This is a genomic window from Gracilibacillus marinus (assembly GCF_042651725.1).
Taxonomy (GTDB): domain Bacteria; phylum Bacillota; class Bacilli; order Bacillales; family Amphibacillaceae; genus Gracilibacillus; species Gracilibacillus marinus.
Map to the genome: position 1 here is coordinate 128591 of NZ_JBHSDV010000005.1, position 13396 is coordinate 141986.

The window sequence follows — 13396 nt, forward strand, 5'->3', positions numbered from 1 at the left end:
TGTATTACTTACATCCAACACATCTATTTTCATATTAATTAGAATTTAATCCAAATACCTTTGTTCCTAACTTTTCTTTTGTTACCTGTTCAATTTGAAGCACTTGTTCTCTTAATGATGAGATTGGAACAACATTCAGTATACTAAACCTAAATTTTTTATATCTTAATGGATCATTTTCTAGTAATTCTATCAAGACTTTATTTCCTCCATGCTTTGTTTGCACGTAATTACGCCATCGTCCCCACAAACCATCTTTACCAGAAGCTGATCCTATATATTGTTGACCTGTAGTAGTATCAAGGATTAGATAGACTCCATACACGTTTTGTAACATCATTTTCCATTGTTTATTTACATCAGGATGTGCAACAATCTTCTCTAATTCATCAAAGTCAAGAAGTACATGTTCATAGCCTAAAAATGTTTTCGCAAACCCTTTTGGTAATATTTCTATAATGTCTTTATCTAGCCTTTTTTGACACCACGTTACTGTTGAACCACCCCAATCAATCACTAATCTTTCTTCTAAATCGGCTAGAGAATTATCTCTAATAAGTTCATATTGGTAGTAAGGTCCATCACGCCAATTTTCAAGCTTGCTAATTGGTTGCAGTATGTCTGGAAAATCAGTAGTCATGTGTACTTGATTCACTTTGTATAAGCCTTGCAGTATAGCATTTCTTCCCTCTGCCGCTCTAAACGTTAGTATATAGTCCGCACCATTAAAAACGTCTGTCTTCTGAAAGGATTGATATAATTCAAATGCACCTGCATCTACTATTGCTTTTATCTCTTTACGATTCGTTGTATGTCTAATTACTTTTAATTTCTTATTACTAAATCCATATAAATTCAATACATCTACTAATTGCAATACGTATACTCCTCTCTAGCTATTTCTTCAGTCAATTTATCTCACTTCACATTCATTGTAGCATGATTAGAATTTTTAGTTTCAATATCAACTATGAAGTGAACTTGCTCACAATAGATTTCTCTTACTATGATAAAATAAATGGTAATCATTAGAAATACAATGGAGGGTAATATCATGTCAAAAGTAGATATTTTTAACATAGAAGAAAGTATCCAAGAACATATACATGAAGGAAATGAAAAGGAGTTAAGAAACATTGCTGATCACTTTAAAAAAGGCCAATTTGAAACAGTGATAGAAAATATCCATGCTTTCGAAGCGCAATATGAAGTAAATGAATCATTAAAGAAACTCTTTACAATGCTCCAAGCGACCAGTTTGATACAAATGGATGAACATACTAAAGCAAAAGAGCTACTGAATGATCTATATGAATCAAGTAAAAATGCTTCCATTGAAGAGCTGCATTTGTACGGGGATATTGCATTTATGTGTGACTACAAGTTAGCGCGCAAAATTATGGCAAATGTAACGAAGCAAATGGAAGAAACAAATTACTCAGATCCGTTAGCTATTACTCGCGCTTTTCTTTCACTCGGTGAAGCAGAAGAAAACTTGCAAAAATACAAACGTGCCATTAAATATTATAAAAAAGGCCTCGATTATTTAATGGAAAGTCCAAACAAGCAACATCAAATGGTTATTTTTCTACATTATAAATTAGGCGGTCTGCATTCCATGACGAATCAGATTGATGAAGCAATCCGCTATTTACAATTAACATTAGAGCAAACGATGCAGGATCATTCAGAAATTGAATTCAATACACTAGTAAGCTTGGCAAAAATGTATGGTCAAAAAAAGCAATATGATAAAGCAAATCAATTGTTAGAACAAGCATTGCCGTTACTCGCTCATTCTTCGCTTAAAAATAAGTTGGTACATGCTGAGGCATATACGGAGCTTGCTTATAATCATTTTGACTTATCACAATTTGAACAAGCTATTCCTTATTATAATCAAGCAATTGACACACACAAACAACTACCGCATTATTCCTCTAGGGAGCTCGGAATGATTTACATGCAATATGCGCATTGTTTGATACAAGTGGAAACATATAACCAGAAGCAAATCTCGAAAATCTATGGCCTCGCATTGGAAGAATTAGAAAAAACAGAGGATTATAATTTAATAGAAAGTGCTTTAGCAGACATTATTGCTTTTCATGAAAAAATAGGAGATTCTAAAAAGAAACATTATTATGAAGATTTATTTGTAAAACTCATCAACAAAAGAAAAATGGATTCCGTGTCGAAGGGGTAAGCACTCATGCTATATTGTGCGGCAATTCAACAATTAATCAATGAACATCAACTATTGAGAAACGAGATAAATGCTTGCTTTGATCTCACAGAAGAAATTGAAATAGCAGAGGAAAAAGAGGCAATTTCCTACTTTTTAGAACTTTACCAGTTGCTACTCTCTTTCTCCAAAAATTTAACAGCACATTCGCTGATAGAAGAAGAAGGCCTCTTCCCGATGATTTCTGCATATTTGGGTGAAGGTGATACAACTATTGAACAAATGGAAATAGAACATCAAAAAGCGGAGAATTTTTTAGCAATGTTCTTCCAGGAGACAGAGCAAGAACTAGATAAGTTAGATGAACTTATTGCTCAATCGTTGACTGTATATGTAGTCCAGGCGTATGACACGTTAATGCAACATTTTTCTAAGGAAGAAAAACAACTCTTTCCATTAGGAGAAAAAATATTGTCTGATAGAGAGAAAGAAGAGCTTTTACTAAAAATGGGTATCTAGCATACCTATGACAATGCTTTTATAATTCATGTAGTAGCAGAGTATAATTATACGAATACTCCACTACTACATTTCTATTTTGTGATAATCCTCGTTAATACATCGACTTTTCGTAGTCTTCTTCCATTTTCTTTAATAGGTGTATCATCTCATTTGTTAAATGATATAGTAATGACAAATGCTTTTCTGTTTCTCCATCAGTCCGTTTGATAAACTCAGGCGTTTTTTCGATTAATTGGTCAAATTGATGTTTCTTTTGAGTTAATTGCTCAAAAGAACTCCATTTTCCGATGCTTGTTTGTCGCATTACATTATACCAATCCTCAAATTGATGATTATCCTTTTTGATTACCGTTAATTCTTCGATTGTCTGGTAACCTAAGAAGGCATTATATGCCCACCAATGATGCAAAGCATGTTCTGTTTGTACGATTCTAATAATTTGTTCGATTGTTAATTGTGGTAATGAACCAATTGTTTTCTTCCTTAGATTGTTCACTTCTTTACTAACTTCAAAGATAGAACTTCCAATTCGATTAGATTGATTTTTCATTGTATCTGTATAATCAGTCATTGTTTCCATACTTTGATTAATATTTTGTGTAGCAGATGCCTGCTCTTGGGTAATTGCTGCAATTTGGTCAATAGATTTTCCGACAGTTGTTATTTTTTGCGTGATATTTTCCATCACAGCTATCGATTTTCGTGCATATGTCACACGATCATTCAATCGATCTGATACGTCTGTTACATCATGACTAACTATGTCTGATTGACTTTGCATTTCATGAATGGTATCTGAAATCTGATTCACTGAGGATTTCGTCTGTTCCGCTAATTTACGAACTTCCTGTGCGACAACATCAAATCCTTTCCCATGTTCTCCTGCTCTCGCCGCTTCAATACTCGCATTTAATGCTAATAGATTTGTCTCTTCAGCTATATCATTGATAAACTCTATTACTTTTGACGTATTAGCCATATTTTTAATTAATTGATCAATTTCCCGCTTTGTTTCTTTAAATTCTTCCGTTATTTTCAAAAAGTCTGTTAATGTTCTTTCAATTATTGTTTGTCCTTCTTTAGCTTCTTGAATCACATCTTCTGCATAGTTCGAAACATCTAAAGCATTGTTTGTCACTTGTTCAATCGCAGCTTGTAATTGCTCTGTTGCAGCACTCACAGTAGTTACTTCTTCCATTGTTTGATCCACACTTTTGGTCAAATCAATCATTTTATTTGCACCCATCACATATTCCATAACTGTACTTATACTTTGAATCAATTTATCGTCATTTTCTTCTTGTGTGGAGCTAATCACAACTAAGATATCAAATGTAATCATTTTTAGTAAAGCATGTAAGACACATTGCAATTGCTTAGGGCTTTTGAATTTTCTAATTAACTCTGGTAACAAATATTCATACGCTCTCATGTATGAACCAATATACCATTCATCTCTCAGACCAATCTTGCTATGTACTTTTCCTATTTTCTTTCGATACATAATATATTCTTTTGTTAGATTAGCTTTTGGTAATTCTAAAAAATATTTCTGTACCATTTTAGTATATCTTTCATAATAACTATGTTGGTTCATAATCGCACTTATTTCTGGTATCATCATGATCATGTCATAGTGTCGATTAGCTAAGTCATTAATATGTTGTTCAAATATATCTTCTGTCAATCGAAGATACTCTAAATCTTCATTTGTCACTTGAAGTAAAAGTAGAAAGTTATTTGTTTGTTCACTTTCTCCTTCTATTTGATACACATCTGTAGAGAGTTTATTTATATTTGGTTCTTTTGACTTTAGTAATAATCCCATGAAACATTCCTCACTTTCATTTATACCTTTTGTAATTATCATACAAAAAAGTTTGTAAACTAAAATTGATCCTTATCAATATTAGGTATTTTTAATTATAATATAGAGCTTTTCTCTTATAAGTGAAGTACATCACGTTTTAAGAAAAGTAAGGAATGAATCGACAGAGATTAAGTATTTCCGTGTACAAAAAATAGCGCTAGGAGAAATTTCCCTAACGCATATAACCTTATCCGCACAATCATACATAGTTTTTTCACCTTTTAGTACTTGCTTATGTGAGTAAACAAGAATATATCTACATGATTCATAACGATCTATTCTTTTGTTTAGTCCCCATCACTACCAATCATTTGAGCTATTTCTAATGTTTGAAGTTCTATACTAATCGACGTAATACTAATCTTAGAACGTTGAGCCAATTCATCAGGTAGAGCTTTTTAATTTTTTCTATAGAAGCGACTATATCTTTTTTAAACTTTCATAGGAACAAAATTGTATCCATGTTAATTCCATTCATTTCTTACATTATCTCTCCACTTGTTAATATTCTCAATTGCATTTAGCTCTCCACCTAAATATATGTCTTCAATTGTCATAGACCATATTCTTTTTTGTCGTTTTCTATCTTCAATAGGTATAGCATTTGTAATTTTGTTCACTGATTTTACTATTTCTCGATTCTTTTTGAGAATATAGGATGTATCCCAATTGTTATCATAAGCATCTTTAAACAGATTCACTAAATGATCATATCCTTCCTCTGTAAAATTTGAAGGATGTTGGATCATATAACATGAAACAAGCCAAAAATGCAGTTCATACAGTTTAGCATCATTATGCTCCCACACGAGAGGGAATTCAAATAGCTGATAGCACGAATATCCGTCTATCTCTCTAGCTCCACATTCGATACATCTTCCAGATTCCATAACTGTGTAATGATTAGGCATGCATCATCTAACTCCCTTAATAGAAATATACCATTATTATAACAAAACACTTTATTCAATATTACCATCAATTTCTTTTACCACTTTTGCTGGCACACCTGCAACAATCGTATTTTCTGGGACATCCTTAGTTACAACCGCTCCAGCTGCAACAACTGAGTTATTTCCTATCGTCACACCAGGGAGAATGGTCGCACTCGATCCAATCCATACACCCTCACCTATTACGACTGGAGATGGGTACGTCGTATTTCGCGTTTCTAAAGGCAGTCCATGATTAAGTGTTGCAATCGTGACATTCATCCCAATCATTGTACCATCTCCTATATTAATTCCACCCCTATCTTGGAATGAGCATCCTGTGTTAAGAAACACGTTTTTGCCAATCGTAATATTTTTGCCGAAGTCTGTATAAAATGGTGGAAAGCACATAAATGAAGCATCAACTTTGGTACCTGTTAGCTTACTAAAAATTTCTACGATTTCTTCTTTGGAATGATAGGATGCATTTAATTCCATTGTTATTTGTTGGGCTTCATAACTACATTGTACTAATAATTCATGTAATTCTTTATCCTCATCTGCAATTGGATTGCCACTCTTACAAAATTCAATAAATTCTTTCCTGTTCATATTCCATCCTCTCCATTTTCTTAATTTAATTCTGAAAGTGAGATACGATATAACTTATCATCGTTATCCTGTGGATTTCCTCGACCATCTGAATTATTACTGATAAAGTAAAGAATTGTATCCTCGATTCTTACATCCCTTATCCTTCCAATATTTGTTATCACTTCACGAGATTCACCTGTTTCTAAATCAAATTCTAAAATAGCATTTCCCCTGAGTGAAGCAACGTACAATTTCCCATTCGCATATTCCATTCCAGATGGTGCCCAAGTTGAGTCTTTTCCTGAAGTGAATATCGGCGACCTCATACTTTCTTGTTCTTCTTCTCCTTCTATAATGGGCCAACCATAATTTTGACCCGCTTCAATTCTATTTATCTCATCATTTGCACTATTTCCATGTTCACTAGCATATAGAGTACCATCAGGTAACCAAGTCATTCCTTGTGGGTTACGATGTCCATAACTATAAACATATGAATTTGGAAAAGGGTTGTCATCTGGAATCGAACCATCAAGATTCATCCTCAAAATTTTTCCACCTAATGAATTGATGTCTTGTGCGATATCTGCAACAGATGCATCCCCAGCTGTTGCATAGAGTTTTCTATCTGGTCCTATCTTCAACCTACCTCCATGATGATAGGAACCACTCGGGATTTTATCTAATAGTAAGCTCTCTTCATGCCAAACTCCATCTTCTAAATGAAGTGTTATTATACGATTAAATTGGCCTGTGCTATCTACATAAGTATAATAAGCATAAGCGAGATTCGATTCTTGAAAGTCAGGAGCCAATACAAACCCTAATAAACCTGCCTCTTGAGCCGTGGCAATTTCTTTCTCAAGTTCTACACTTTGACGCTCCATTTCGCCATTTTCTATTTTCACGATAGACCCAGTTCTTTCAGTCAAATAGAATGTATCATTCCATTTTTCAATTGACCAAGGAATATCTAGATCTTCTGCAATCACTTCTAAACCATTGATTTCTTGCTGATTATACGTAGTTTTTTCCTCATTCCTGTCATCTACTGCATCGTGTTGGTTATTGGAAGAACATCCAATTAACAAGAATGTAAAGACAATACATACAAGGATCATTTTTTTCATTGTTAAACCTCTTCTCTAATAAGATTATTTATTCTTATTCTAACCATCATACCTCTTATAGTTAACTCGAGGTCAAGGAGTACGCTTTGTAATTAAATTTATTAGATGAACAGAGGTTGATTGCTCTCCGACTGGCCAGAGAAATGAGTGAAATAAATCTTGAATTAAGAACTGTATATTTTTATAAAATTCATCCGAAACTTTCTACTATTTTTTAAAATCGTTTTACAATAATCGCACCTAAACCGATAATCATATACAATATCATCATGTATACAATTAGTATTTCTGTTTCAATTGTTTGAATCCCCATTGCATATAGTACAATTAAGATAGCCCCACTGCCTACTAGGACAAAATATAGTACAATTAATAAGTATTTTTTCATAATTAGTAGACTTCGCTCATCCACTGTAGGTACATTACCTTTTCGTTTTTTACGCCATTTTGCATATAACAAAGTGATAAGGAACCCACCTATTGTTCCTGCTATAACGGAACCTGCTAAATCAAAGCTAAATTCTCCTTCTTCTTTTCCAATCAAATATACACCGAATAATCCACCAATTATAATCATCCCAACCAAAAAGATAGGAATCATTATTTCATAACGTCTCTTCATGTCTTTTCCTCCTTAGTCAAATCTTCTTCTAAATAAAAAACTTCTTCAATTGGTACATCAAAATATGCAATCAGTTTTAACGCAAGTTCTAAACTTGGGTTATATTTATTTTTCTCAATGGCATTTATCGTTTGTCTTGTGATCTGTAGGTCTTCAGCCATTTTCACTTGGGTAATTCCTCTCTGCAATCTAATTTCTTTAATATGGTTAATCACCCTCAAATGTAAGCCACCTCCTATAAAAATGTAAAGATATCTTTACTCTTAATATAGTGCAAAGCTCTCAATATGTAAAGCTTTCTTTACATATTGAGAGCTTTAAAGCAGAATAGGCTTCTTCACTTCAAGATTCCTGATATTTTCCCTATTGGTTAACACGCTGACAACTAATGGTAAATTACGGCACAATTACTGGTAAAAAAAAAACTTAAAATAGCGAAGAATACGAATATGATGCCAACCGCATAGTCACTAATGAATGATAGTGCCGATTCTAAAAATATGACTGAAATTCAAAAATTAACAAAAAACTGAAGTAAATATAATTCTTACTACGGAAGTAACATAAGATACCCGTGCAGTTTGGAAATTCACAAAATATTCATATGGTATTTTCATGGGAATTTGTATATAATTCAAATATAAAATGGAAAATGGAGGAATGAAAATGAAAAAAATTCTATTATTGCTTCTCGTCCTTCTTTTAGTAACCATAACTGCTTGTAATACCTCAGATAAAAGCGCTAACAAGAATCAATATACAAACGATTCTGAGCTTGCATTAGGAAGTAATGTATCCTCAAACAAAGAAATAGATGATGCACTAACCAAGATTATCAGCTCTCCTAAAGAGTCATCAAACCCTGGGGATTATATAAATGAAAATAAAACTGACTTTGACTACATTGTTAGCAAGGGAAGCATCTCCTTAAATTATCTTACCAATCGATTAGAATCTAGTTTAACAGATGGATTAGAAGAATACATTATGGCTACTGTATGTATTGAAATATTAGGGGAATTAAATCCTGTTGAAAACTGGTCATCAGGTAAAGATTGGTATGAAAAATATATGAGCGAAAAATCATAAATACTATATGGTTATGAAATATATACATTAGTATGGACCCAAAGAGCATAATCAAAAAGTGCAAGATCAAGCTCTTGTTGATTAGTAAAATAAGCACCTTAAACGAACATAAAGGGTTCCGCCCGTTTATTCACATAAAATAAACTTTGGCGAAACCCTATAAATCTTGCTATATATCCGCTTTCATTACTTCTGTGTTTCTTCTCTAGACATCAATGCCACACACTTTACTTCATTCACGCCAACTAGCGATTAATTTTAAGAAGATAAGCTGTGGTTATTCAATTTTTGAAAATATTTATATACTCTTTCTATCTTTTTATCGTGCTTCCCTTTTGCACTTTCCATGTTTCCAAACTCAAAGAATTTTACCTTTTTAATGCCAACGTATTGAAATAATGCCTTACGCATTAAAACTTTATGAGCGTTATTTAACCAAAACATGGGATAAAGTGTCGGACCTTTCATTACAGAAATACATACGACTGATTTACCCTTCAATAAACCTTCTGGTAACAACTTACCGTTATCTTTGTAGGCAAACCCTGAAGCAAACATTTTATCAATATAACCCAATAACATAGCAGGTGGCCTTCCCCACCATATAGGATAGATGAAAATAATCTTTTCCGCCCATGATAGTTGATTTCGATATTTCTCTAAATCTGCATCTCTATACATGTCCCTTCTCTTCTTTTTCTCTCCAAATGTAAGAACGGGATTAAAATTTTCATCATATAAATCTAGGACCTGAACATTTTTGATAGTATGGTTTTCTTCACACCCCCGAAGCACCCCTTGTAAGAATGAATAGCTTAAACTTTGGTGATTAGGATGAGTAAAAACAATTAAAATATTCACAAAAAACACCCCTTTAGTTATCATTTGATAACTAAATAGTACCATCATTCTAATTTAGTTGTCAATTGATAATTGTTTTTTGATAATATATTTGATACTTTGTAAATGAGGTGATTTATATGGACAAAGATGAACTTTTCCAACAGTTTGTTCGATTTACTACATCAGTACATCAAGTGACAAACGATATGACGAAAGAAATTAGAATTGAAAACATAACTACCGTTCAGTATAAAATATTAGAGTTTATTACAGTTAGCCAACCTGTAACCCTCAGTGAGGTCAGTGAATGCTTACATCTATCTTTACCTAATTCTAGCCGTGAGGTTAAAAAATTAATACAAAACCAACTATGCGAAAAAAATATTGATCCAAATGATCGCCGCAAGTTTGAAATTTGTCTTACAGAAAAGGGAACATCGCTAATGAATAAAGTGTTTGAACAACTTGAATTAAAATTTCAAGAACGAATTAACAATTTAACCGAGTCCGAATTAAAAGAAATTCAAGAGGCAATCCATATTATACAAACTAAATTTCTTGCATAGGTAAAATGAAAGATACAAGATGGAACATATCTGTTTAATGCATAATAAAAGTACAGAGTATTGCAGCCAAAATGTTAGGTATTAAATGGTTGCACAAACAAAAAAAGGCTTGCCAGTTCTCTCATAATACTCTACCGTTAATGGTGACTAATCAATTAATGGTGGAGTAAGTGAAAGGATTCTAGCAATGCCTGAAATTAATCATATCAAAAATTTACGTAATAATAAATCACTATCAATTAATGAAATATCAAAACGAACCGGTTTTGCTTGGTGTATTTGTCAACTGAAATGTGGCTCTTACGCATTTTCGGGGATAATCTATAGATTTAAGGGTCTAAGACTATAATCATACATTTCAACTATAATAAAGTCACCAAAAAATTCGATGATTTTAAATTTAAGTGATGAGAAGGTTTTAATATGAAAGAAAAGCTCTTCATTATTTTTAATGATTGGGAAAGTAAGTTAGAAAAAGATGAATGGTATTTTAGAAATTCCTATGAAGACCTAATAAATGGACTGACATCTCTAGAAACATTCAATAACATTCCAGATGTGATTAGCGTCATTCTTACAATAAAAAATAGTTTTTTAATTGGTGAGACAATTGATTTTCTTCATGAATTATATAACACAGCTGATACAACTGAGCTACACCCTCATCTGCAAGAGAACTTAATGTTAATAAATAAACATATTGACAAGTATGCTGACACTTATGGCAAAGATGCATATGGTGAATTCAAATCATCAATAAGATTATAAAATCACAGTTTGTTTAAGAAACTCCCTAAATATCGTCGTTTGGTGTTTTGGGTGTTTTTATAATGAGTGGTATGTCCACACTAAAACAAACAATTTTTTAAAGGTTCATTAATTTGTATGAATTTGGTGTTAAATAATGTAATGTTCCATGAAATCAGATTCGATTAAACCAATGAACATAATTAAAAAGTGAAAAGTTAAGTTCTGGTTGATTAGTAATATAAGCCCTCTTAATGAACAGGCAGGGTTCCGCCCGTTTATTCACATAAAATAAACTTAGACGAAACCCTATAAACCTTGTTATATAAACACTTCAATTACTTCTGTGTTTTTCTCTAGACATCCACGTCACACACTCCACATGATGTACTTAGGCTATTCTATACATCGTTGTATAGTAGGAATAACACTTGTATTCTCATAGCTTGTTATTATTTTTGTCAAATCAACATATCAAATTTTGATTAGGCTATTCACTAGATGGGGTTCTAGCCTTCCAAAAATCTAATGCTAAATCTACATATTGACATACTCTTTCAGGCGTATTTATAGCTTTTGATCCCGAACATACAAGTTTATCAATTACATTATCATTATCTTTAACATTATAAAATTCTAAACAATAATTATATATACTATCGCCTAAACTATTTTCTACCTTAAATGAGTCTAAAAAGATTTTTAAAATTCCTACTAATTCTGGTGTAGCATGATTTAATATGATTTCATTTTCCCCTTTAAAGTAACTATCTAATAGCCATAAAAATGTATCACCACGATCATCACCAATATATTTTTTGGTCTTTTGTAAGTTACCAGTTGATAACAATAACGAACAGTTTTCAGGACTATGATGTTTTTCTTTACAATCGTTTAATTTATTTTGATAAACTTTTCTTTTGTCTTCATCACTTAATGATTCAAGTAATTTTGAATACTTATCATATTGCTTATCTTGTCTACCATCCGGACTGCGTGCAGAAAAATTAAATATAATATCACCACTTAATCGAATATAATCTAGATTAGTACTGTTACGTCCTACAGATAAGCATTTCTCATCAAATCCATACCTTTTTTTCCCCTCTTCTGTAATATATGCAGATTTTCTGTTACTTTCTCTTTCTTCAGGATTTTCAATACCCCAATACAGTGTTGATCTGTCTTTATCGTCAGAATTAATATTCCAAGGATGTTCTGTTTTATATTTATTCCATATTTCAGTTGATATGTCATATTCCTCTGCACTTTTATCCCTAATCTCTTCACCTTTCATGTTATTTCTCCCTTTTTTTATTTTTTGAACTATACTTCCTACTCGATCTTTTTACGCTATCTTTAGTTTTCACAACATTACTTCTCTTCTTCCTCTCAATCTGAACGGCTTCAAATTGCTCTTTTGTAATTATTGCTGGGTGATTATTTTCAGAGACACAATGTTCTTCGTATTCACTGGAATTAAGCAACCTTACTACACCGATATATTTTTCATTGCTCAGCATGACATCAATCGTTCGTTTACTCCAATTTTCTTTTCCGGTTGGGGTTTTTATTCCTCGTTTTTCTAACTCTCGCTTTATACCAATAATACTAAACCCGCGCAAATACAGTTCAAAAGTTAATCGGACATGTTTAGCTTCATCTTCCTTAATGATCAGTTCTCCATCTATATCATTTTCATAACCGTAACATTTTCGGTTATATAATTTTGATGTGCCTTGTGCTGCGTGACGTCTATAACCCCATTTAATATTTTCACTGCGCGATTCATTTTCTGCTTGTGCAATTGATTCAATAATTGAAATCATTAGTTCACTATCTGTATCCGCTGTATCGAGTCCCTCTTGTTCGAATATTACACGAACCCCATGTTCTCTCAACTTATGAAGTGACTCTAGCACTTCAATTGTGTCACGACCAAAACGACTAATGTTTTTAGTGATAACAATCTCTATCTTCTTTGCCTGACAATCTTCCAATATACGCATAAATTCTTTTCGTTTTGAACCTGTCTTCCCTGATGAAATATCTATATATGTATCGACAAGCAACCAATTCGGAGTAGTGGCTGTTAACCTAGTAAGTGCAGATACTTGGTTTGTTAAACTATTTAGCTGTTCCGTGCTGTTTGAACTGACCCGGCAATAGATTCCTACTTTCTGTTTACGTTTGACAGGCATTGGCGGAATGAAATGAACCCTTTTATTTTCAGACATTTTCTTATCCCCCAGAAATCGTATTGAAAATATCACACTTAGACTAATCACATTCAATG

Annotated in this window: 15 protein-coding genes and 1 pseudogene; 5 read left to right on the forward strand and 11 right to left on the reverse strand. The window is 32.7% G+C overall.

What is annotated here, in order from left to right; translation table 11 throughout:
- Nucleotides 1-34 precede the first annotated feature (34 nt).
- Nucleotides 35-877, reverse strand: a complete 843-nt coding sequence (locus ACFOZ1_RS14145) for a GIY-YIG nuclease family protein (RefSeq protein WP_390200326.1) — start codon at nucleotides 875-877, stop codon at nucleotides 35-37.
- A gap of 177 nt (nucleotides 878-1054) precedes the next feature.
- Here ACFOZ1_RS14145 and ACFOZ1_RS14150 point away from each other — a divergent pair, with 177 nt between their 5' ends.
- Together ACFOZ1_RS14150 and ACFOZ1_RS14155 are read left to right on the forward strand one after the other, a co-directional pair.
- Nucleotides 1055-2206 carry a tetratricopeptide repeat protein gene (locus ACFOZ1_RS14150; protein WP_390200328.1) on the forward strand — a complete coding sequence of 384 codons (1152 nt, stop codon included), beginning with the start codon at nucleotides 1055-1057 and terminating at the stop codon, nucleotides 2204-2206.
- A 6-nt stretch (nucleotides 2207-2212) separates the two neighbouring features.
- On the forward strand, nucleotides 2213-2704 hold the full coding sequence (locus ACFOZ1_RS14155; RefSeq protein WP_390200330.1) for a hemerythrin domain-containing protein: 492 nt from the start codon (nucleotides 2213-2215) through the stop codon (nucleotides 2702-2704).
- A 94-nt stretch (nucleotides 2705-2798) separates the two neighbouring features.
- On the opposite strand, the gene ACFOZ1_RS14160 is transcribed toward ACFOZ1_RS14155, so the two are convergent.
- The 6 genes from ACFOZ1_RS14160 to ACFOZ1_RS14185 form a co-directional block, all read right to left on the reverse strand.
- On the reverse strand, nucleotides 2799-4535 hold the full coding sequence (locus ACFOZ1_RS14160; RefSeq protein WP_390200331.1) for a methyl-accepting chemotaxis protein: 1737 nt from the start codon (nucleotides 4533-4535) through the stop codon (nucleotides 2799-2801).
- Nucleotides 4536-5041: 506 nt separating this feature from the next.
- Nucleotides 5042-5488 (reverse strand): DUF5946 family protein, encoded by a 447-nt coding sequence (locus ACFOZ1_RS14165; protein WP_390200332.1) that lies wholly within the window; start codon nucleotides 5486-5488, stop codon nucleotides 5042-5044.
- A gap of 51 nt (nucleotides 5489-5539) precedes the next feature.
- Nucleotides 5540-6121, reverse strand: coding sequence for a sugar O-acetyltransferase (locus ACFOZ1_RS14170; RefSeq protein WP_390200334.1), 582 nt, complete (start codon nucleotides 6119-6121; stop codon nucleotides 5540-5542).
- 20 nt (nucleotides 6122-6141) lie between these two features.
- A complete protein-coding gene (locus ACFOZ1_RS14175; protein WP_390200336.1) occupies nucleotides 6142-7233 on the reverse strand; it encodes a PQQ-dependent sugar dehydrogenase in 1092 nt (363 codons plus the stop codon).
- A 214-nt stretch (nucleotides 7234-7447) separates the two neighbouring features.
- The gene (locus ACFOZ1_RS14180) at nucleotides 7448-7855 is read right to left on the reverse strand and encodes a hypothetical protein (protein WP_390200337.1); all 408 of its coding nucleotides are present in this window, start codon (nucleotides 7853-7855) and stop codon (nucleotides 7448-7450) included.
- Nucleotides 7852-8076, reverse strand: coding sequence for a helix-turn-helix transcriptional regulator (locus ACFOZ1_RS14185; protein WP_390200339.1), 225 nt, complete (start codon nucleotides 8074-8076; stop codon nucleotides 7852-7854). Before ACFOZ1_RS14185 ends, ACFOZ1_RS14180 begins: the two co-directional genes overlap by 4 nt.
- Before the next feature lie 445 nt (nucleotides 8077-8521).
- On the opposite strand from ACFOZ1_RS14185, the gene ACFOZ1_RS14190 reads away from it, so the two are divergent.
- Complete coding sequence (locus ACFOZ1_RS14190) at nucleotides 8522-8944, forward strand: hypothetical protein (protein ID WP_390200340.1); 423 nt, start codon at nucleotides 8522-8524, stop codon at nucleotides 8942-8944.
- A 258-nt stretch (nucleotides 8945-9202) separates the two neighbouring features.
- Here the strand turns inward: ACFOZ1_RS14190 and ACFOZ1_RS14195 are convergent, their stop codons facing one another.
- Nucleotides 9203-9805, reverse strand: coding sequence for an NAD(P)H-dependent oxidoreductase (locus ACFOZ1_RS14195; RefSeq protein ID WP_390200342.1), 603 nt, complete (start codon nucleotides 9803-9805; stop codon nucleotides 9203-9205).
- A 119-nt stretch (nucleotides 9806-9924) separates the two neighbouring features.
- Between ACFOZ1_RS14195 and ACFOZ1_RS14200 the strand changes: the two genes are divergently transcribed.
- Both ACFOZ1_RS14200 and ACFOZ1_RS14205 read left to right on the forward strand, forming a co-directional pair.
- Nucleotides 9925-10353 carry a MarR family winged helix-turn-helix transcriptional regulator gene (locus tag ACFOZ1_RS14200; protein ID WP_390200344.1) on the forward strand — a complete coding sequence of 143 codons (429 nt, stop codon included), beginning with the start codon at nucleotides 9925-9927 and terminating at the stop codon, nucleotides 10351-10353.
- A 423-nt stretch (nucleotides 10354-10776) separates the two neighbouring features.
- Entirely contained in the window at nucleotides 10777-11121 is a 345-nt protein-coding gene (locus tag ACFOZ1_RS14205) for an ABC transporter (protein ID WP_390200345.1), read from the forward strand.
- Between the two features lie 97 nt (nucleotides 11122-11218).
- On the opposite strand, the pseudogene ACFOZ1_RS14210 reads toward ACFOZ1_RS14205, so the two are convergent.
- From ACFOZ1_RS14210 to ACFOZ1_RS14220, 3 genes and pseudogenes are all read right to left on the reverse strand, one after another.
- Nucleotides 11219-11332 (reverse strand): annotated as a pseudogene (locus ACFOZ1_RS14210) (IS3 family transposase); the annotation flags it as partial.
- A 258-nt stretch (nucleotides 11333-11590) separates the two neighbouring features.
- Nucleotides 11591-12397 (reverse strand): hypothetical protein, encoded by an 807-nt coding sequence (locus ACFOZ1_RS14215; protein ID WP_390200347.1) that lies wholly within the window; start codon nucleotides 12395-12397, stop codon nucleotides 11591-11593.
- A gap of 1 nt (nucleotide 12398) precedes the next feature.
- The gene (locus ACFOZ1_RS14220) at nucleotides 12399-13337 is read right to left on the reverse strand and encodes a recombinase family protein (protein ID WP_390200348.1); all 939 of its coding nucleotides are present in this window, start codon (nucleotides 13335-13337) and stop codon (nucleotides 12399-12401) included.
- Nucleotides 13338-13396: the final 59 nt, after the last annotated feature.

What these genes read in the sequence shown, in the direction of transcription:
- ACFOZ1_RS14150 (WP_390200328.1), top strand. Translation starts at nt 1,055, where the DNA reads ATGTCAAAAGTAGATATTTTTAACATAGAAGAAAGTATCCAAGAACAT.
- ACFOZ1_RS14155 (WP_390200330.1), top strand. Translation starts at nt 2,213, where the DNA reads ATGCTATATTGTGCGGCAATTCAACAATTAATCAATGAACATCAACTA.
- ACFOZ1_RS14160 (WP_390200331.1), bottom strand. Translation starts at nt 4,535, where the DNA reads ATGGGATTATTACTAAAGTCAAAAGAACCAAATATAAATAAACTCTCT.
- ACFOZ1_RS14165 (WP_390200332.1), bottom strand. Translation starts at nt 5,488, where the DNA reads ATGCCTAATCATTACACAGTTATGGAATCTGGAAGATGTATCGAATGT.
- ACFOZ1_RS14170 (WP_390200334.1), bottom strand. Translation starts at nt 6,121, where the DNA reads ATGAACAGGAAAGAATTTATTGAATTTTGTAAGAGTGGCAATCCAATT.
- ACFOZ1_RS14175 (WP_390200336.1), bottom strand. Translation starts at nt 7,233, where the DNA reads ATGAAAAAAATGATCCTTGTATGTATTGTCTTTACATTCTTGTTAATT.
- ACFOZ1_RS14180 (WP_390200337.1), bottom strand. Translation starts at nt 7,855, where the DNA reads ATGAAGAGACGTTATGAAATAATGATTCCTATCTTTTTGGTTGGGATG.
- ACFOZ1_RS14190 (WP_390200340.1), top strand. Translation starts at nt 8,522, where the DNA reads ATGAAAAAAATTCTATTATTGCTTCTCGTCCTTCTTTTAGTAACCATA.
- ACFOZ1_RS14200 (WP_390200344.1), top strand. Translation starts at nt 9,925, where the DNA reads ATGGACAAAGATGAACTTTTCCAACAGTTTGTTCGATTTACTACATCA.
- ACFOZ1_RS14205 (WP_390200345.1), top strand. Translation starts at nt 10,777, where the DNA reads ATGAAAGAAAAGCTCTTCATTATTTTTAATGATTGGGAAAGTAAGTTA.
- ACFOZ1_RS14215 (WP_390200347.1), bottom strand. Translation starts at nt 12,397, where the DNA reads ATGAAAGGTGAAGAGATTAGGGATAAAAGTGCAGAGGAATATGACATA.
- ACFOZ1_RS14220 (WP_390200348.1), bottom strand. Translation starts at nt 13,337, where the DNA reads ATGTCTGAAAATAAAAGGGTTCATTTCATTCCGCCAATGCCTGTCAAA.